The organism is Pseudomonas sp. 22515, from assembly GCF_052044625.1.
Lineage (GTDB): Bacteria > Pseudomonadota > Gammaproteobacteria > Pseudomonadales > Pseudomonadaceae > Aquipseudomonas > Aquipseudomonas alloputida.
On record NZ_JBQENN010000001.1, the window covers coordinates 66,421 to 85,493 of the forward strand.

Annotated in this window: 13 protein-coding genes; 11 read left to right on the forward strand and 2 right to left on the reverse strand. The window is 62.4% G+C overall.

Annotated elements, in window-relative coordinates:
• Nucleotides 1-120 precede the first annotated feature (120 nt).
• Nucleotides 121-1,389, forward strand: coding sequence for a malic enzyme-like NAD(P)-binding protein (locus ACTJJN_RS00325; RefSeq protein ID WP_003249133.1), 1,269 nt, complete (start codon nucleotides 121-123; stop codon nucleotides 1,387-1,389).
• Nucleotides 1,390-1,500: 111 nt separating this feature from the next.
• On the opposite strand, the gene ACTJJN_RS00330 is transcribed toward ACTJJN_RS00325, so the two are convergent.
• A complete protein-coding gene (locus tag ACTJJN_RS00330) occupies nucleotides 1,501-1,623 on the reverse strand; it encodes a hypothetical protein (RefSeq protein WP_256596076.1) in 123 nt (40 codons plus the stop codon).
• 164 nt (nucleotides 1,624-1,787) lie between these two features.
• Nucleotides 1,788-4,238, reverse strand: coding sequence for a penicillin-binding protein 1A (locus ACTJJN_RS00335; protein ID WP_371919700.1), 2,451 nt, complete (start codon nucleotides 4,236-4,238; stop codon nucleotides 1,788-1,790).
• 206 nt (nucleotides 4,239-4,444) lie between these two features.
• Here ACTJJN_RS00335 and pilM point away from each other — a divergent pair, with 206 nt between their 5' ends.
• From pilM to hemE, 10 genes are all read left to right on the forward strand, one after another.
• Nucleotides 4,445-5,326 (forward strand): type IV pilus biogenesis protein PilM, encoded by an 882-nt coding sequence (pilM, locus tag ACTJJN_RS00340; protein WP_440780726.1) that lies wholly within the window; start codon nucleotides 4,445-4,447, stop codon nucleotides 5,324-5,326.
• Complete coding sequence (locus tag ACTJJN_RS00345) at nucleotides 5,323-5,859, forward strand: PilN domain-containing protein (RefSeq protein WP_012053951.1); 537 nt, start codon at nucleotides 5,323-5,325, stop codon at nucleotides 5,857-5,859. The genes pilM and ACTJJN_RS00345 overlap by 4 nt, the downstream gene beginning before the upstream one ends.
• A gap of 11 nt (nucleotides 5,860-5,870) precedes the next feature.
• A complete protein-coding gene (locus ACTJJN_RS00350) occupies nucleotides 5,871-6,872 on the forward strand; it encodes a pilus assembly protein PilP (RefSeq protein WP_012053950.1) in 1,002 nt (333 codons plus the stop codon).
• Entirely contained in the window at nucleotides 6,796-8,058 is a 1,263-nt protein-coding gene (locus ACTJJN_RS00355) for a type IV pilus secretin PilQ (protein WP_012053949.1), read from the forward strand. Before ACTJJN_RS00350 ends, ACTJJN_RS00355 begins: the two co-directional genes overlap by 77 nt.
• Before the next feature lie 4 nt (nucleotides 8,059-8,062).
• Nucleotides 8,063-8,581: a shikimate kinase AroK gene (gene aroK, locus ACTJJN_RS00360; protein WP_010955625.1), complete on the forward strand. Its 519-nt coding sequence runs from the start codon at nucleotides 8,063-8,065 to the stop codon at nucleotides 8,579-8,581.
• A gap of 96 nt (nucleotides 8,582-8,677) precedes the next feature.
• Nucleotides 8,678-9,775: a 3-dehydroquinate synthase gene (aroB, locus tag ACTJJN_RS00365; protein WP_003249149.1), complete on the forward strand. Its 1,098-nt coding sequence runs from the start codon at nucleotides 8,678-8,680 to the stop codon at nucleotides 9,773-9,775.
• A 15-nt stretch (nucleotides 9,776-9,790) separates the two neighbouring features.
• Nucleotides 9,791-11,380, forward strand: coding sequence for an SPOR domain-containing protein (locus tag ACTJJN_RS00370; RefSeq protein ID WP_318077543.1), 1,590 nt, complete (start codon nucleotides 9,791-9,793; stop codon nucleotides 11,378-11,380).
• A 373-nt stretch (nucleotides 11,381-11,753) separates the two neighbouring features.
• Nucleotides 11,754-16,199, forward strand: a complete 4,446-nt coding sequence (gene gltB / locus ACTJJN_RS00375) for a glutamate synthase large subunit (protein ID WP_088512574.1) — start codon at nucleotides 11,754-11,756, stop codon at nucleotides 16,197-16,199.
• A 123-nt stretch (nucleotides 16,200-16,322) separates the two neighbouring features.
• Nucleotides 16,323-17,741: an FAD-dependent oxidoreductase gene (locus ACTJJN_RS00380; protein ID WP_003249156.1), complete on the forward strand. Its 1,419-nt coding sequence runs from the start codon at nucleotides 16,323-16,325 to the stop codon at nucleotides 17,739-17,741.
• 179 nt (nucleotides 17,742-17,920) lie between these two features.
• Complete coding sequence (gene hemE, locus ACTJJN_RS00385; RefSeq protein ID WP_003249158.1) at nucleotides 17,921-18,985, forward strand: uroporphyrinogen decarboxylase; 1,065 nt, start codon at nucleotides 17,921-17,923, stop codon at nucleotides 18,983-18,985.
• The last annotated feature ends 88 nt before the right edge of the window (nucleotides 18,986-19,073 follow it).

Here is a 19,073-nt window from a genome sequence, read left to right on the forward strand (position 1 = left end):
TTGTAGCGTAAAGTCGTAGGCTAAAGGCCTTGACACAAGTGACCGGCCAGTCTTGTGGCTCCCCGGCTCTTTGCGTATCCTCGGCGGTCCGTCAGAACAGTAAATAGCGGAATGCCCACCATGTCAGACCTGAAAACCGCCGCTCTCGAATATCACGCTCAACCTCGTCCGGGGAAACTGAGCGTTGAACTCTCCAAGCCCACTGCCACCGCCCGTGACCTCGCCCTGGCCTACAGCCCAGGTGTTGCAGAGCCGGTGCGCGAAATTGGCCGTGATCCAGAGCTGGCTTACAAATACACCGGCAAAGGCAACCTGGTTGCGGTGATTTCCGATGGCACTGCCATCCTCGGTCTGGGTGACCTCGGCCCACTGGCTTCCAAGCCGGTCATGGAAGGCAAGGGTGTTCTGTTCAAGCGTTTCGCCGGTATCGATGTGTTCGACATCGAAGTCGAGTCGGAAAGCCCGCAAGCGTTCATCGACACCGTTCGCCGCATTTCGATCACCTTCGGTGGCATCAACCTTGAAGACATCAAGGCACCTGAGTGCTTTGAAATCGAACGTACCCTGATCGAACAGTGCGACATCCCGGTGTTCCACGATGACCAGCACGGTACTGCCATCGTAACTGCCGCTGGCATGATCAACGCCCTGGAAATCGCCGGCAAGAAACTGGAAGACGCCAAGATCGTCTGCCTGGGCGCCGGCGCTGCTGCCATTTCCTGCATGAAGCTGCTGGTAAGCATGGGTGCGAAGGTCGAGAACATCTTCATGATCGACCGTAGTGGCGTGATCCACGCTGGCCGTGACGACCTGAACCAGTACAAGGCGCAGTTCGCCCACGCGACCGACAAGCGCACCCTGGCCGACGCCCTTGACGGTGCCGACGTGTTCGTAGGTCTGTCTGGCCCGAACCTGCTGAGCCCGGAAGGCCTGAAGTCGATGGCTGCCAACCCGATCGTGTTCGCCTGCTCGAACCCGGACCCGGAAATCTCGCCAGAGCTGGCGCACGCCACTCGCAACGACGTGATCATGGCGACCGGCCGTTCCGACTACCCGAACCAGGTCAACAACGTACTGGGCTTCCCGTTCATCTTCCGTGGTGCTCTGGACGTTCGCGCCAAGCGTATCAACGAAGAGATGAAGATCGCTGCCGCTATCGCCCTGAAAGACCTGGCCAAGCTGCCAGTGCCGAAGGAAGTTTGCGAAGCCTATGGCGTTGAAGGCCTGGAGTTCGGCCGTGAGTACATCATTCCGAAGCCGCTGGATGCACGCTTGATCACCGTCGTTTCCGATGCTGTGGCCAAGGCTGCCATCGAATCCGGCGTGGCTACCCTGCCATATCCGAAGCACTACCCGCTGACCAGCGTGGATGAAGTGTTCAACGGCTGATTGCCGCAAGCGACATAAAAAAGCCCCGGCTCGCATGAGCCGGGGCTTTTTGTTGGGGCTTGAGAATGTGTCAGGGCTGCAAGGTGTTCGTCAGGGCACTTGTGGCGCCTATCAGATCGAGCGCCGCCCGCGCGGCGCATCGCGACGCCGCTCCCGCATTTGTTGCAACGTGGCCATGTCTGTGAGGCCATGGTTGTCAGCCTTGCTGGCATGACTGGATTTGGAGGTGGGCATTGATGCCGCCCCGCCTGTCTTAAGGCATGCACCCAGGCGGGCAACCATGGCCTGGCAGGTTCGGCACGTTGCAGCAGATGTGGGAGCGGCCTTGCGTCGCGATGCGCCGCGCGGGCGGCGCTCGATTCACGCGCCCACGCAAAACCTGAGTCACGCGCCCTGCCTTAGAACAAATCCATCGGCGTCGCTTCATCGGCTGGCAGCGGGCTGCCCGGTGCCGCGCCATTGCCCAGCTCGTCCACCGACGGCGGCGAATCTTCGGCTTTGAACAGCTCGAAGTAGGCATTCGGGGTGCTCGGCGATGCCGCGCGCCCGCTGACCGGGTCGACGCGCAAGCTGAGAATGCCCTCCGGTTCTGCCGGGGCATGCGCAGGCTTGTCCTTGAGCGCCGCGCCCATGAAGTTCATCCAGATCGGCAGTGCCGCAGTCCCGCCATATTCGCGGCGGCCGAGGGTTTCCGGTTGGTCGAAGCCGACCCAAACGGTAGTCACGTAATCGGCGTTGTAACCGGAGAACCAGGCGTCCTTGGATTCGTTGGTCGTACCCGTCTTGCCCGCCAGGTCGGTGCGGCCCAAGGCCAGCGCCCGGCGGCCGGTGCCGCGCTTGATCACGTCCTGCAGCATGCTGGTGAGGATGTAGGTGGTACGCCCGTCGATGATCTGTTCGGCCACTGCCGGCGCTTGCGGTGCCGCGGCCACCTGGCTCAAGGCAGAAGGTGCTTCGCCCGGCATGGCCGCAGTGCTGATTGGCTGCTCGGGTGCGGCCAGGCCCGCCTGGTCTTGGGCACCTTGCGGTACGCGGGCCGGGTTGGCGGTGAAGAGTGTCTCGCCGCTGCGGCTCTCGATGCGCGCGATCAGGTACGGGGTGATCTTGTACCCACCGTTGGCAAAGGTGCTCCAGCCGGTGGCGATTTCCATCGGGGTCAGGGTGGCGGTGCCCAGGGCCAGCGACAGGTTGCGCGGCAGGTCCTGCTTGTTGAAGCCGAACTTGGCGATGTAGTCGATGGTGCGGTCCACGCCCATGGCTTGCAGCAGGCGGATCGACACCAGGTTACGTGACTTGTACAGCGCCTCACGCATGCGGATAGGGCCGAGGAAGGTGTTGGTATCGTTCTTCGGTCGCCACACTTTATCCACCGACTCGTCAACGAACACGATCGGCGCATCGTTGACCAGGCTGGAAGCGGTGTAGCCGCTGTCCAGCGCGGCGCTGTAGATGAAGGGTTTGAAACTCGAGCCCGGTTGGCGCTTGGCCTGCACGGCGCGGTTGTAGTTGCTCTGTTCGAACGAGAAACCGCCGACCAGGGCGCGGATGGCGCCGTTGTTCGGGTCGAGGGTGACCAGGGCACTCTGCGCAACGGGCACCTGGCTGAACTTCAATGTGCCATCGTCAAGGCGTTGCAGGCGCACCAGGTCACCGACCTGGGCCACGTCGGCCGGCGATTGCGGTGAGCGGCCCTGGGCGTTGTTGTTGATGAACGGGCGCGCCCATTTCATGGTGTCCCAGGCAACCTGCGCCTCTTGGCCGTCACGGGTCAGCACCTTGAGGCCGGTGTGTTCCACCTGGGTGACAATGGCTGGCTCCAGGCCGCCAAGGGTGCGTTGCTTGCCCAGCTCCTGCAGCCACGCTGCCTGGGTGCGGCCCGGGAAGCGTGCTTCAGGGCCACGGTAGCCGTGGCGCTCATCGTAATCGGATAGGCCCTTGAGGACGGCCTTGTTGGCCATTTCCTGCATGTCGCTAGGCACGGTGGTCGTGACGCGGAAGCCTTCGGTGTAGGCGTCACTGCCGTAGCGGCCGACCATTTCCGCGCGGGCCATTTCGGCGATGTACGGGGCATTCACCTCAGGCGTCGGCACGTGATAGCTGGCGTTGAGCGGCTCGGCCAGGGCGGCCTCGTAGCTGGCCTGGTCGATCTTGCCCAGCTTGTACATGCGCCCAAGGATCCAGTCGCGGCGCTCTTTGGCGCGCACCGGGTTGGCCAGCGGGTTGAAGCGCGACGGTGCCTTGGGCAGGCCGGCGATCATCGCCATCTGCGCCAGGCTCACGTCACGGATGGACTTGCCGTAATACACCTGTGCTGCTGCATCGATACCGTAGGCGCGGTTGCCCAGGTAGATCTTGTTCACGTACAGCTCAAGGATTTCGTCCTTGGTCAGCTCACGCTCGATCTGCAGGGCCAGCAGGATTTCGTTGGTCTTGCGTGAGAAGCTGCGTTCGCTGGTGAGGAAGAAGTTCTTCGCCACCTGCATGGTAATGGTGCTGCCGCCGGTCTGGATATGCCCGGTTTTCACCAGCTGGGTCGCGGCGCGCATCAGGCTGCTGGGGTCGACACCGTAGTGGTTGAGGAAATTGTCGTCCTCGGCTGACAGCAACGCCTGAATGAATTGTGGGGGAATTTCCGCGAAGCGGATCGGCGAGCGGCGCATTTCGCCGAATTCGGCAATCAGCTTGCCATCGCTGCTGTACACCCTGAGGGGGATCTGCAACTGGATGCTTCTGAGGGACTCGACCGAGGGCAGGCTGGGACTAAGATACAGAAACGCACCGCTCACACCGAGTACGAGCGCGCAGATGACTGCGACGGAAGACCACCAGAAGAACTTCAGCAGACGTATCAAGGCTTTTCGGTGTCCAGGTTGGGAGTGGATTGCACGCAGGTCCGGTGGACCAAAAAACGCTGGGCATTATAAGCATTTTTCGCCTCTCCGGGTGACCGGCCAGGCTACCCGTCGACTCGATGAGTAGCCCCGGCTCAGTGTTGCCGCGGGGTTGCGACAGGTGGCTGCGCTTGGCAGCTGCAACAGACAGCAAAGGAGTCGCGATGTTTGGACGCTTCGGCAAGGATGCCGGTTCACTGGTGGGGGTGGAAATCACGCCCGACGCCGTTCGGATAATGCAACTGCAGCAGCGCAATCGACGCTGGCGTGTGATGGGATCGGCACAAGAGCTGTTTCAGGCGCCGCTGGCCGATGACTGGGCTGAGGCGCCTGGGGAGGTGGTGGCTGCGCTGCAGCGCACTTACCGGCGCAGCGGCCTCAGGCAACGCCGGGTAGCGCTGGCACTGCCGGCCAGTCAGGTTATCTGCAAGTTGTGCCATCTGCCGGTGGAGCAGAGCGGGGCGCAGTTGGAGGCACAACTGCTTGCCGATGCAGAGCGGCTGTTTCCGTTTCCGCTGGAAGACCTGGCCTTGGATTTTCAGGTCATGGGGGCTTCCCATGACCAGCCAGGTTGCTCAGAGGTAATGGTTGCTGCCTGTCGACAGAGTGCGCTGGCGTCACTCGAATCCGTCGTCGAGGAGGCGGGCTTGCAGTTGGAAGCCGTCGAGGTCGACACCATTGCCTTGTGCCGCATGTTGCCACAGGGTGGCCTTGAGGGAGCAGCGCTGCTGCGTGTCGAAACCCGCAGCGTAACGCTTCATGACTGGCAGCCGGGCAGGGTGTACCAGCGCTGTGAACTGCAAACGACTGGCCCGGATATGAACGGGCAATGGCCAGAGCGCCTGCAGGCTTTACTTGCCAGGCAGAGCCTTCCTGCGGGGTTGTGGGTTGCCAGCAGCTCATCGATCAATCCGGGCTGGCTGCAGGGCCTTGGCAGCCGGCTGAATGTGCGGTGCACGTACCTGCCTGGGCTGGCAGGGCTTGAGCATGTTGATGGGGCGATGCTCCTGGCCTGCGCCTTGGCCTTGGGAGGTTTGCGGCCATGATGCGGCTGAACCTTCTGCCCTGGCGCGAACGGCAGCGTCAGGCGGCGCTGCGTCGCTTTCGAGGCCAGCTGGTGGGTGGTGCACTTTTGGCTTTGTGCGCCGTGATGCTGGTCGATCAGCTGGCCCGCCAACGCGGGCATCAGCAGGTGCTGGCCAATACCCAGCGCCAAGCGACCCTTGATGCACAGGATGAGCAGTTGCAGTCGCTGGCCGAAGTGCGTGCACAGCATGAAGCGCTACTTGCCCGTGCGGTGGCCCTGGAAGGCCTGCGCGCCCATCAGGGTGTATTGGCCGGTGTCTTCGCCGACCTTGAAGGGGCGTTGCCTGAAGGTGTGCAGCTACTTGACCTGAGCCTTGATAGTGGCCGCTTGCAGATGACAGGGGTGGCTGCGTCCGGTGCTGTGGTTGCTCAGTTCATGCGCGACTTGAACCGCTCGAGCGTTTTGCTCGATCTGGAACTCAAACGCATCAAGAGCCTGCCGGACGGCGATGAGTTTCTGCTGACCGCTCGCGTTGCGGCGTTCTGGTCGTGAGTACCGCGCAGATGCTCGCTTGGCTGGCAGTGGTCGAGGGCTCAGGCCGCTTCCGACGGCTGGCGCCAGTGCTGGTGGCTGTTGTGTTGTTCAGCCTGGGCTGCGCGATGCGCCTGCCCGCCCTGTTGCAGCAGCAGGCGCGGGAGGATGCCAGGCATGTCGAGTTGAGCCAGCTGCAGGTAGCCAGTGCATCGCAGTTGGCCGAACTGGAGCGGCTGAAGGCTCTAACGGTGATTGCCGAACAGCGGTTGCAAGCGGCGCACTGGTACCTGGCGGCCGGGGAGAGCATGAGCGACCTGCTTGAGCGTCTGGCAGTGTCGGGGCATGCACACGGCTTGCTTGTCGAGCGACTCGATGTAGGTGAGGGCGAGCAACAGGCCGGATTCAGTAAGGTACCGCTGGTGGTGCAAGTGGTAGGGCGTTACTCGGCCTTGCGGCTGTGGCTGGGCGACTGGTTAGGGCAGGCACGGATTCTGCGCAGCGGTGACATGAGCCTGGCAACCGTTGATCGCCAGCCTGGACTGTTGCGCCTGCAGTTGCGGGTTGATGCCTATCACGCGGCTACGCCCCTGAAGGCACCTGCAATGCTGGCGGACCTGCCGGCAAGGGCCGCAATGGCTGCACCTGAAGTGGACCCGTTTGCGCCGGCTGCTGCGCGAGTGGCCAGTGCCGGGCTGGTCGGCGTGCCGTTGGCGCAGCTGGAAATGGTCGGCAGCCTGGCGCGCGGGGCGGCACGCGAGGCACTGCTGAAGGCGGCTGGCAAGCTCTATCGCGTACGCCCGGGCGACCGGGTAGGGCGTGATCAGGGGGTAGTGATGCATATAGACCAACGTCAGGTCGAAGTGCGTGAGCGGCTGTTCATGGCGGGGGTGTGGCACGAGCGCACGGCGTTCATCACCCTCGCCAAGCGCCAGGGCAAGGAGGCCTCGGACCCGAATGAAAACGTGGATGAAATACCTGCTGGCAACCCTGCTGTCGATCCCGCTGGCTTCGGCGACGCCTTACCAGGGTGAACCCCTGTCGCTGAACTTCCAGGATGTAGAGGTGCGTGCGGTGCTGCAGGTGCTGGCTGACTACGCCGGCGTCAACCTGGTTGCCAGTGATGCGGTACAAGGCAGCGTCACTTTGCGTTTGCAGGACGTGCCGTGGGATCAGGCGCTCGACCTGGTGTTGCGCAGCAAGGGCCTGTCCCGGCGCCAGGAGGGCAATGTGCTCTTGGTGGCGCCTGCGGCCGAGTTTGCCGCGCAATCGGCAGACGCCCGGGTGAGCCAAGTGCTGGACGCGCAGCTGCAGCCATTGCGTCGGGAGCTGCTGCCCATTCACCACGCCAAGGCCGCCGATTTGGCGCAGTTGCTGCTGGCAAGTCTGGAGGGTGGCGGCATCCCCACGGGTAGCCTGAGTGTCGATGAACGCACCAATACGCTGGTGGTGTACCTGCCCGCTGACCGCCTGGCCGAGATGCGCCAGTTGGTGGCGCAGTTGGACGTGCCGGTGCGTCAGGTAGCGATCGAGGCGCGTATCGTTGAGGCCAACGTCGATTATGAGAAAAGCCTGGGGGTACGCTGGGGTGGGCCGCTGTACGGCGAGAAACTGCGGCCCGGCAAGGAGCTGTTCGTCGACCTCGGTCTGGAGCGAGCCGGCAGCAGTATCGGCCTGGGTCTGTTGCGCGGTGACGTGCTGCTGGACCTGGAGCTCAGTGCCATGGAAAAAAGCGGCAACGGCGAGATCATTTCGCAGCCCAAGGTGGTCACGGCTGACAAGGAAACGGCGAGGATCCTCAAGGGTACCGAGGTGCCTTACCAGGAAACCAGCCAAAGCGGCGCTACCTCGGTATCGTTTCGCGAAGCCTCGCTGTCGCTCGAAGTAACACCACAGATCACTCCGGACAACAAGGTGATCATGACCGTCAGGGTGACCAAGGACGAGCCGGATTACGTCAATGCGTTGAACAACGTACCGCCGATCCGCAAGAACGAGGTCAATGCCAAGGTTCGTGTGGCTGACGGCGAAACGATCGTGATCGGTGGCGTCTACTCGACTTCGCAAAACAATGTGGTCGACAAGGTGCCATTTTTCGGCGATCTGCCGTATGTTGGGCGGCTGTTTCGACGCGATGCATTACAAGAGAAAAAATCCGAGCTGCTGGTCTTCCTGACTCCGCGTATCATGAGTGACCAGGCGATTGCTGTGAGTCGTTGATTCTGTGCGAAATTTGATACTTGTGGGGCCCATGGGCGCTGGTAAAAGCACCATCGGACGCCTGTTGGCCAAAGAGCTGCGCCTGCTGTTCAAGGATTCCGACAAGGAAATCGAACTGCGATGCGGCGCAAACATCCCGTGGATATTCGACAAGGAAGGCGAACCGGGTTTCCGTGATCGCGAGCAAGCGATGATTGCCGAGTTGTGCGCGCTCGACGGTGTGGTGCTGGCCACCGGCGGTGGCGCGGTGATGCGCGAAGCCAACCGGCAGGCGCTGCATCAGGGTGGCCGGGTGATCTACCTGCATGCTTCGGTCGAGCAGCAAGTCGGTCGCACCGCGCGCGACCGCAATCGCCCGCTGCTGCGCACGGCCAATCCGGAGGCGACCTTGCGCACCTTGCTGGAAACCCGCGACCCGCTCTACCGCGAGATCGCCGACCTGGTGGTTGAAACCGACGAGCGGCCCCCACGCATGGTGGTGATCGATATTCTCGAGCGCTTGCAGCAGTTGCCGCCCCGTTAACCCGGGACTATTCTCGGCCTCCAGCGCCGAGGCGAGGCTCAACGTTACCGCGCAGGTCGCCGGATGGCGCCGCGCCCAAGTACATTGTGGGGATACATGCAGACACTAAAGGTCGACCTGGGCGAGCGTAGCTACCCGATCTACATTGGCGAAGGCCTGCTGGACCAGCCTGAGCTGCTGGCGCCGCACATTGCGGGTCGGCAGGTAGCCATCGTTTCCAACGAGACCGTCGCGCCGCTGTATCTCGAACGCCTGAGCAAGGCCCTTGGAGCCTACTCGGTACTGCCAGTGGTGTTGCCCGATGGGGAAGCCCACAAGAACTGGGAAACATTGCAGCTGATCTTCGATGGCCTGCTGACAGCTCGGCATGATCGCCGTACTACTGTGGTCGCGCTTGGTGGTGGCGTGATTGGTGACATGGCTGGTTTCGCAGCCGCCTGCTACCAGCGCGGCGTCGACTTCATCCAGGTGCCGACTACCCTGTTGTCCCAGGTCGACTCTTCCGTGGGTGGCAAGACCGGCATCAATCATCCGCTGGGCAAGAACATGGTCGGTGCGTTCTATCAGCCCAACGCGGTGCTGATCGATACCACCAGCCTCAAGACCCTGCCAGCGCGCGAGCTGTCCGCAGGTCTGGCCGAGGTGATCAAGTACGGCCTGATTTGCGACAAGCCGTTCCTCGCCTGGCTCGAAGACAATATGCAGGCACTGCGTGCCCTCGATTCGGCAGCCCTGACCGAGGCCATCCGCCGCTCTTGCGCGGCCAAGGCCGCAGTGGTGGGTGCTGACGAGCGCGAGTCGGGCGTACGGGCCACGCTGAACCTGGGGCATACCTTCGGGCATGCTATCGAAACCCACATGGGCTATGGCGTGTGGCTGCACGGCGAGGCTGTCGCGGCGGGCACAGTGATGGCCCTGGAAATGTCCATGCGCCTTGGCTGGATCGACCAGGCTGAGCGCGATCGTGGAATCCGCCTGTTGCAGGACGCAGGTTTGCCGGTGGTGCCACCACAGGAAATGACCCCGGCGCATTTCATGGAGCACATGGCGGTCGACAAGAAGGTGCTCGACGGTCGTTTGCGTTTGGTGCTGCTGCGCCAAATGGGCGAGGCCGTGGTGACCGACGACTATTCGAAAGAGATTCTTCAGGCCACGCTGTCGGCGGATTACCGCGCGATCGTGGCCCAGCTTTGAGGTTGTGACAGCGCAATGACAAGTTTGCATGCCGATGAGGCCTTTCTCGACCATTACCAGTTGAGCCATGATCCGTTCGCGCCCCGCGTACCTGGCTTCAAGTTCTTCCCGGCCCAGCGCAAACCGGTGCTCGGCCAACTGCACCACCTGGCGCGCTATAGCCAGTTGATGCTGGTGGTCAGCGGCCCGTTGGGCAGCGGCAAGTCGCTACTTCGCCAGGCCCTGGTGGCCAGCACCAACAAGCAGACTGTGCAAAGTGTGGTGGTGTCGGCCCGCAGCGCCAGCGACGCCTCCAGTATGCTCGCGCAGGTCGCGCAGGAGCTGGGTGTGGCCCAGCCCGAGGTGCAGGCGATCCTATCGAAGGTGGTGCAGCTGGCACTGACCGGGCAGGAAGTGTATTTGCTGGTGGACGATGCGGAACAACTCGACGAGTCGGCACTCCAAGCGTTGCTGGAGTTGGCGGCGGGGGTTCCTGAAGGGCGTCCGCACGTGTTTCTGTTCGGTGAGCCATCGCTGATTGCCGGGCTGGATGAGCTCAATGTCGAGGAAGAACGTTTTCACATCATCGAGCTTGCGCCCTACAGTGAAGAAGAAACCCGCGAGTACCTGGAACAGCGCCTGGAAGGGGCTGGTCGGGGCATCGAGGTGTTCAGCCGTGAACAGATCGCCGATATCCATGAAAACTCCGACGGCTGGCCTGGCAACATCAATCAGGTCGCCCGTGACACTTTGATCGAAGCCATGATCGCCAGCCGCTCGACGGCCAAGCGACCAACCATGGGGTTCAAGATGCCTAAAAAACATGTGCTCGCACTGTCCGCTGTGGTCGTGGTTGCCGTTGCGGCCGCGGTATTGATGCCCAAGAAAGGCGACAAGGCCCCTGCCGAAGCGCCGGCTGCCCAGGCCCAGTTGCCACTGGGCGACGGCAAGCAGGGTGCTGCCATCGAGTTCTCTGGCTCGTCCCAGCCAATGCCGCTGCCACTGGTTGGCCAGTCGCAGCCGGTGATGCGCGAGCCGCTGGCCCAAGCCGCAGGCATGGGCGAGGGTGAAGAGGGAGGCCCGGCTGTCGACACCGCGCTGCAGCCTGGCAACCCGCCACCTACCGTGACCACCATCGCTCCGCCACAAGGTGTGCCGGCTGGCCCGGCGCCTGCGCCTGCCCAGCCCGTGCAGTCGGTTGCGCCTGCGCCCAAGCCTGTTGCAACCCAGTCCGCCAAGCCGGTTGCGCCGGCCAAGCCAGCACCGGCGCCGACCCAGGTCGCCGTGGCCAAGCCGGCTGCCAAAGCTGCGGAAAAACCAGCCGCCGCTGGCGCTGGCAACAGTGGCTGGTATGCCGGACAGAAGCCGGGCAATTATGTGGTGCAGATCCTTGGTACCAGCTCCGAGGCGTCGGCCCAGGCTTACGTCAAGGCCCAGGGTGGCGACTATCGCTACTTCAAGAAAAACCTACAGGGCAAGCCTCTGTACGTCGTGACTTACGGCAGTTTCGCCAACCGCGACGCAGCGGTTGCGGCAATCAAGAACTTGCCAGCGAAGGTCCAGGCTGGTAAACCTTGGCCACGTACCGTCGGCAGCGTCCAACAAGAGCTGGCCACGGCCCGCTGATACCTTCCGGGCGGCATCACCCCGCCGCCCAGTAGCTAAGCGAATTCTAGCTTTCGACTAGCCTGCTGCGCCCGAGCGCGGCAGGCTTTTCTGTCCCGGACTGCCGGCCACAAGCCCTTAGTTGCAGTCATGGCTGAAACGCTTCAGACTCGAGCCAAGCTGCTATCACGGCGCATGGCGCAAAAACATTCAAAATTGCGACATAAATTTTCAATGACGAGACATGAAAATTTGTGGGCGTCGCTGTCGCTGTGCAACAATGGTTTTCCATGACCACCGCAAAAAAGCTGGCGTTTGATCGGCGTGGATGGTAAGTGGTTGTTAAAAAAGAGATTTACCTCCGTTGAGAGGTGAACCTGGTGAGAATGTGTCTATGAAAACAGGTCTGTACCATCCCGAAGAATTCAAGGACAACTGTGGTTTTGGCCTGATCGCCCATATGACGGGTGAGCCGAGCCACCACCTTCTGCAAACTGCCATGCAGGCGCTGACATGCATGACCCACCGCGGCGGCATCAATGCCGACGGCAAGACCGGTGACGGTTGCGGTCTGCTCATGCAGAAGCCCGATCAATTCCTGCGTGCCATGGCCCAGGAGCACTTCGCTGTCGAGCTGCCCAAGCAGTACGCCGTCGGCATGGTGTTCTTCAACCAGGACCCGGTCAAAGCCGAAGCTGCCCGCGCCAACATGGACCGCGAGATCCTCGCCGCTGGCCTGAAACTGGTCGGCTGGCGCAAGGTGCCGATCGACACCCGCGTACTCGGCCGCCTGGCCCTGGAGCGCCTGCCGCAGATCGAGCAGGTGTTCATTGGCGGTGAAGGCCTGAGCGACCAGGAATTTGCCATCAAGCTGTTCAGTGCCCGTCGTCGTTCGTCGGTGGCCAACGCCCACGACGCCGACCACTACATCTGCAGCTTCTCCCACAAGACCATCATCTACAAAGGCCTGATGATGCCGCGCGATCTCGCGGCGTTTTATCCAGACCTGGGTGACGAGCGCCTGCAAACCGCGATCTGCGTGTTCCACCAGCGCTTCTCCACCAACACCCTGCCGAAATGGCCGCTGGCGCAGCCGTTCCGCTTCCTCGCCCATAACGGCGAGATCAACACCATCACCGGCAATCGTAACTGGGCCGTTGCTCGTCGCACCAAGTTCGCCAATGACCAGATCCCCGACCTCGAAGAGCTCGGCCCGCTGGTCAACCGCGTCGGTTCCGACTCGTCGAGCATGGACAACATGCTGGAACTGATGGTCACCGGTGGCATCGACCTGTTCCGCGGCGTGCGCATGCTGGTACCGCCAGCGTGGCAGAACGTCGAGACCATGGACGCCGACCTGCGCGCCTTCTACGAATACAACTCCATGCACATGGAGCCGTGGGATGGCCCGGCCGGTATCGTCATGACCGAAGGCCGCCACGCGGTGTGCCTGCTTGACCGCAACGGCCTGCGCCCGGCGCGCTGGGTGACCACCACCAATGGTTACATCACCATTGCCTCGGAAATCGGCGTATGGGGCTATCAGCCTGAGGAAGTGCTGGCCAAGGGCCGTGTCGGCCCGGGCCAGATCCTTGCCGTGGACACCGAAACCGGCCAGATCCTCGACACCGACGCCATCGACAACCGCCTGAAGTCGCGGCACCCGTACAAGCGCTGGTTGCGCCAGCACGCTACGCGTATCCAGGCGACGCTGACCGACGACCAGGGTGTGGCCAGCTACGACGCTGACCAGCTCAAGCAATACATGAAGATGTTCCAGGTCACCTTCGAAGAGCGTGACCAGGTACTGCGCCCGTTGGGTGAGCAGGGCCAGGAAGCCGTTGGCTCGATGGGTGACGACACGCCGATGGCCGTGCTGTCGCAGCGCGTGCGCTCGCCGTACGACTTCTTCCGCCAGCAGTTCGCTCAGGTAACCAACCCGCCGATCGACCCGCTGCGCGAAGCGATCGTGATGTCGCTGGAAATCTGCCTGGGTGCTGAGCGCAACATCTTCCAGGAGTCCCCGGAGCACGCTTCGCGGGTCATTCTCAGCTCGCCGGTCATCTCGCCCGCCAAGTGGCGTTCGCTGATGAACCTGGAGCGCGAAGGCTTCGACCGCCAGCTGATCGACCTCAACTATGAGCAGGGCGTTGGCCTGGAAGCGGCCATCCGCAACATTGCCGACCAGGCCGAAGAGGCTGTGCGTGGGGGCAAGACCCAGCTGGTGCTGAGCGATCGTTATATCGCCCCGGGCAAGCTGCCGGTGCATGCTTCGCTGGCCGTTGGTGCAGTGCACCACCGCCTGACCGAACAGGGCCTGCGCTGCGACAGCAACATCCTGGTTGAAACCGCTACCGCCCGTGATCCGCATCATTTCGCCGTGCTGCTGGGCTTCGGTGCCTCGGCCGTTTACCCGTACCTGGCGTATGAAGTACTGGCTGACCTGATCCGTACCGGTGAAGTGCTGGGCGACCTGGACGAAGTGTTCAAGTACTACCGCAAAGGTATCTCCAAGGGCCTGCTGAAGATCCTGTCGAAGATGGGTATCTCCACCATCGCCTCGTACCGCGGTGCACAGCTGTTCGAAGCCATTGGCCTGGCCGAGGAAGTGGTCGGCCTGAGCTTCAAGGGCGTGTCCAGCCGCATCAAGGGTGCGCGCTTCGAAGACCTGGAGAACGACCAGAAGCTGCTGGCGGCCGAAGCCTGGAGCGCGCGTAAGCCGATCCAGCAAGGTGGCCTGCTGAAGTTCGTCCACGGTGGCGAATACCACGCTTACAACCCGGATGTGGTCAACACCCTGCAAGCCGCCGTGCAGCAGGGTGACTACGCCAAGTTCAAGGAATACACCACGCTGGTGGACCAGCGCCCGGTGTCGATGATTCGTGACTTGCTCAAGGTGAAAGTGGCCGACCAGCCGCTGGCGCTGGAGCAGATCGAGCCGCTGGAGGCGATTCTCAAGCGTTTCGACTCGGCGGGTATCTCGCTGGGTGCACTGTCGCCGGAAGCCCACGAAGCGCTGGCCGAGGCCATGAACCGCCTGGGCGCGCGCTCCAACTCGGGTGAAGGCGGCGAAGACCCGTCGCGCTATGGCACCATCAAGAGCTCGAAGATCAAGCAGGTGGCCACCGGCCGTTTTGGTGTGACCCCGGAGTATCTGGTCAACGCCGAAGTGCTGCAGATCAAGGTTGCCCAGGGCGCCAAGCCGGGTGAGGGCGGCCAGTTGCCGGGCGGAAAGGTCAACGGCCTGATCGCCAAGCTGCGTTATGCGGTACCGGGCGTGACCTTGATCTCGCCACCGCCCCACCATGACATCTACTCGATCGAAGATCTGGCGCAGCTGATCTACGACCTCAAGCAGGTCAACCCACAGGCGCTGGTATCGGTCAAGTTGGTAGCCGAAGCGGGCGTGGGCACCATCGCCGCGGGTGTGGCCAAGGCCTATGCCGACCTGATCACCATCTCCGGTTACGACGGTGGTACCGGTGCTTCGCCGCTGACCTCGATCAAATACGCCGGCGCCCCTTGGGAGCTGGGCCTTGCGGAAACCCACCAGACCCTGCGCGGCAACGACCTGCGTGGCAAGGTGCGGGTGCAGACCGACGGCGGCCTGAAAACCGGCCTGGACGTGATCAAGGCGGCCATTCTCGGCGCCGAAAGCTTCGGCTTTGGTACCGCGCCAATGATTGCCCTGGGCTGCAAGTACCTGCGCATCTGCCACCTGAACAACTGCGCCACCGGCGTGGCCACCCAGAACGACAAGCTGCGCAAGGACCACTACATCGGCACCGTCGACATGGTGATCAACTTCTTCACCTTTGTCGCCGAAGAAACCCGCGAGTGGTTGGCCAAGCTGGGTGTGCGCAGCCTTGGCGAGTTGATCGGCCGTACCGACCTGCTCGAAGTGCTGCCAGGTGACACCGAACGCCAGCAGTACCTGGACCTGTCGCCGCTGCTGGGCAGCTCGCACATTCCGGCGGACAAACCGCAGTTCTGCGAAGTCGACAAGAACCCGCCGTTCGACCTGGGCGAGTTGGCCGAGAAGATGGTTGATATGGCCATGCCGGCCATCCGCGACCAGGCGGGTGGCGAGTTCAGCCTCGACATCTGCAACTGCGACCGCTCCATCGGTGCGCGTGTGTCGGGCGAAATCGCCCGCCTGCATGGCAACCAGGGCATGGCCGCGGCGCCGATCACCTTCCGCTTCAAGGGGACTGCGGGCCAGAGCTTTGGCGTGTGGAACGCCGGTGGCCTGAACCTGCACCTGGAAGGCGACGCCAACGATTACGTCGGCAAAGGCATGACCGGTGGCAAGGTCACCATCGTGCCGCCAGCCGGCAGCCCGTTCGAAACCCAGCACAGCGCCATCGTCGGCAACACCTGCCTGTACGGTGCCACTGGCGGCAAGCTGTTTGCCGCAGGTACTGCGGGCGAGCGCTTCGCTGTGCGTAACTCCGGCGCCCATGCTGTTGTCGAGGGCACTGGCGATCACTGCTGTGAATACATGACCGGCGGCTTTGTCTGCGTTCTGGGCAAGACCGGTTACAACTTCGGTTCTGGCATGACTGGCGGCTTTGCCTACGTGCTCGACATGGACAATAGCTTCGTCGACAAGCTCAACCACGAGTTGGTGGAAATCCAGCGTATCAGTGGCGAAGCGATGGAGGCCTACCGTAGCCACCTGGCGCGTGTCCTTGCCGAGTATGTGGATGAGACCGGCAGCGAGTGGGGGCGTGAGCTCTCGGAGAACCTGGACGACTACGTGCGGCGCTTCTGGCTGGTCAAGCCGAAGGCAGCCAACCTGAAGCAGCTGCTGTCCAGCACCCGTGCCAACCCGCAGTAAAAACAGCTGCAAGTGGCAAGCCTCAAGCTGCACGTAATGGCAGTGAGAGGTTTGCCCGGCTTAAGTGATCGTCTTGCGGCTTGCAGCGTGTAGCTTGCAGCTGCTGTAAAGAGGTTTTGAAAAATGGCTGAACGTCTGAACAACGACTTCCAGTTCATCGAAGTGGGCCGAAAGGACCCGAAAAAAAAGCTGCTGCGCCAGCGCAAGAAGGAGTTCGTGGAAATCTACGAACCGTTCAAGCCGCAGCAGTCCGTGGAGCAGGCGCACCGCTGCCTGGGCTGCGGTAACCCGTATTGCGAGTGGAAGTGCCCGGTACACAACTTCATCCCCAACTGGTTGAAGCTGGTCTCCGAAGGCAACATCCTGGCCGCGGCGGAACTGTCGCACCAGACCAACACCCTGCCGGAAGTATGCGGCCGTGTTTGCCCGCAAGACCGCCTGTGCGAGGGTGCCTGCACCCTGAACGACGGTTTCGGCGCGGTGACCATCGGCTCGGTGGAGAAGTACATCACCGACACCGCCTTCGCCATGGGCTGGCGCCCGGACATGTCCAAGGTCAAGCCCACCGGCAAGCGCGTCGCCATCATCGGCGCAGGCCCGGCTGGCCTGGGCTGCGCCGATGTGCTGGTGCGCGCCGGGGTAACCCCGGTGGTGTTCGACAAAAACCCTGAGATCGGTGGCCTGCTGACTTTCGGTATCCCCGAGTTCAAGCTGGAAAAGACCGTGCTCAGCAACCGCCGTGAAGTGTTCACCGGCATGGGCATCGAGTTCCGCCTGAACACCGAGGTGGGCAAGGACGTGACCATGGAACAGCTGCTCGCCGAGTACGACGCGGTGTTCATGGGCATGGGTACCTACACCTACATGAAGGGCGGCTTCCCGGGTGAAGACCTGCCGGGCGTGCATGACGCACTGGACTTCCTGATCGCCAACGTCAACCGCAACCTGGGCTTCGAGAAGTCGCCGGAAGACTTCGTCGACATGCAGGGCAAGAAAGTGGTGGTGCTGGGTGGTGGTGACACCGCGATGGACTGCAACCGTACCTCGATCCGTCAGGGTGCCAAGGCAGTGACCTGTGCTTATCGTCGTGACGAAGCCAACATGCCGGGTTCGCGCAAAGAGGTGAAGAACGCCAAGGAAGAGGGTGTGAAGTTCCTCTACAACCGCCAGCCCATCGCCATTGTGGGTGAGGACAAGGTCGAAGGCGTCAAAGTGGTCGAGACTCGCCTGGGCGAGCCTGATGCCCGTGGGCGCCGCAGCCCTGAGCCAATCCCGGGCTCCGAAGAGATCCTGCCGGCAGACGCCGTGGTAATCGCCTTCGGCTTCCGCCCGAGCCCGGCGCCGTGGTTTGAGCAGCATGGCATTCAGCTGGACAGCCAGGGCCGTGTGGTTGCCCCGGAGAAGGGCAAGTTCAAGCACCAGACCAGCAACCCGAAAGTGTTTGCCGGTGGCGACATGGTGCGCGGTTCGGACTTGGTGGTGACTGCGATCTTCGAAGGGCGTACGGCCGCCGAGGGTATCCTGGACTACCTCGAAGTCTGATTTTCGGCCTGTTCGCGGGCATGCCCGCTCCCACAGGGTTAAGCGTAGNCATGCCCGCGAAGCTTTTGTATACAAAAACGCTTGATCTGTGGCATCCAATAGACAAAACACATGGTCATGGCCGTGCCTTTTGCGCTGGTGTCTGAGAAAATGCCCGCACTATTTTTCCGGATGCCGACATGACTGCCCTGAAGAACGATCGTTTCCTGCGTGCACTGCTCAAGCAACCCGTAGACGTCACCCCGGTGTGGATGATGCGCCAGGCCGGCCGCTACCTGCCGGAGTACCGCGCCAGCCGCGCCAAGGCCGGTGACTTCATGAGCCTGTGCATGAACCCGCAGTTCGCCTGCGAGGTCACCCTGCAGCCGCTGGACCGCTACCCGCTGGACGCAGCGATCCTGTTCTCGGACATCCTTACCATTCCCGATGCCATGGGCCTGGGCCTGTACTTCGAAACCGGCGAAGGCCCGCGTTTCAAGAAGGTCATCAGCACCCCCGCCGACATCGAAGCGCTGCCAGTCCCGGACCCACAGAAAGACCTCGGCTACGTGATGGATGCGGTCAGCACCATTCGCCGTGAGCTCAATGGCCGTGTGCCGTTGATCGGCTTCTCCGGCAGCCCGTGGACCCTGGCCACCTACATGGTCGAAGGCGGCTCGTCGAAGGACTTCCGCAAGACCAAGGCCATGGCCTACGACAATCCGCAAGCCCTGCACCTGCTGCTGGACAAGCTGGCCCAGTCGGTCACCAGCTACCTTAACGGTCAGATCCTGGCCGGCGCCCAGGCCGTGCAGATCTTCGACACCTGGGGCGGCAACCTGTCGGCGGCGGCCTACCAGGAGTTCTCACTGGCCTACATGCGCAAGATCGTCAGCGGCCTGATCCGCGAGCACGAGGGGCGCAAGGTGCCGGTGATCCTGTTCACCAAGAATGGTGGTTTGTGGCTGGAAAGCATCGCCGACGCAGGTGCCGACGCACTGGGCCTGGACTGGACCTGCGAGATTGGCGACGCCCGCCGCCGCGTGGGGGACAAAGTAGCCTTGCAAGGCAACATGGATCCGACCGTGCTTTACGCCAAGCCCGAGGCCATTCGCAAGGAAGTGGCGCGCATCCTGGCCAGCTACGGCCATGGCACCGGTCATGTGTTCAACCTTGGCCACGGCATTACCCCGGAAGTCGACCCGGAGCATGCCGGCGTATTCATCAATGCCGTGCACGAGCTGTCGGCGCAGTATCACCAGTGAGGTGACACGCGGAAACCATAAGCCCGGTCATGTGCCGGGCTTTTATTTTGCATTAAGTTTTAATTCAGCGATCGTCGTTAATCTGGTC

Coding starts and splice junctions, on each gene's coding strand:
- ACTJJN_RS00325 (WP_003249133.1), top strand. CDS start 121: ATGTCAGACCTGAAAACCGCCGCTCTCGAATATCACGCTCAACCTCGT.
- ACTJJN_RS00330 (WP_256596076.1), bottom strand. CDS start 1,623: ATGCCCACCTCCAAATCCAGTCATGCCAGCAAGGCTGACAACCATGGC.
- pilM (WP_440780726.1), top strand. CDS start 4,445: ATGTTTGGACGCTTCGGCAAGGATGCCGGTTCACTGGTGGGGGTGGAA.
- ACTJJN_RS00345 (WP_012053951.1), top strand. CDS start 5,323: ATGATGCGGCTGAACCTTCTGCCCTGGCGCGAACGGCAGCGTCAGGCG.
- ACTJJN_RS00350 (WP_012053950.1), top strand. CDS start 5,871: ATGCTCGCTTGGCTGGCAGTGGTCGAGGGCTCAGGCCGCTTCCGACGG.
- ACTJJN_RS00355 (WP_012053949.1), top strand. CDS start 6,796: ATGAAAACGTGGATGAAATACCTGCTGGCAACCCTGCTGTCGATCCCG.
- aroB (WP_003249149.1), top strand. CDS start 8,678: ATGCAGACACTAAAGGTCGACCTGGGCGAGCGTAGCTACCCGATCTAC.
- ACTJJN_RS00370 (WP_318077543.1), top strand. CDS start 9,791: ATGACAAGTTTGCATGCCGATGAGGCCTTTCTCGACCATTACCAGTTG.
- gltB (WP_088512574.1), top strand. CDS start 11,754: ATGAAAACAGGTCTGTACCATCCCGAAGAATTCAAGGACAACTGTGGT.
- ACTJJN_RS00380 (WP_003249156.1), top strand. CDS start 16,323: ATGGCTGAACGTCTGAACAACGACTTCCAGTTCATCGAAGTGGGCCGA.
- hemE (WP_003249158.1), top strand. CDS start 17,921: ATGACTGCCCTGAAGAACGATCGTTTCCTGCGTGCACTGCTCAAGCAA.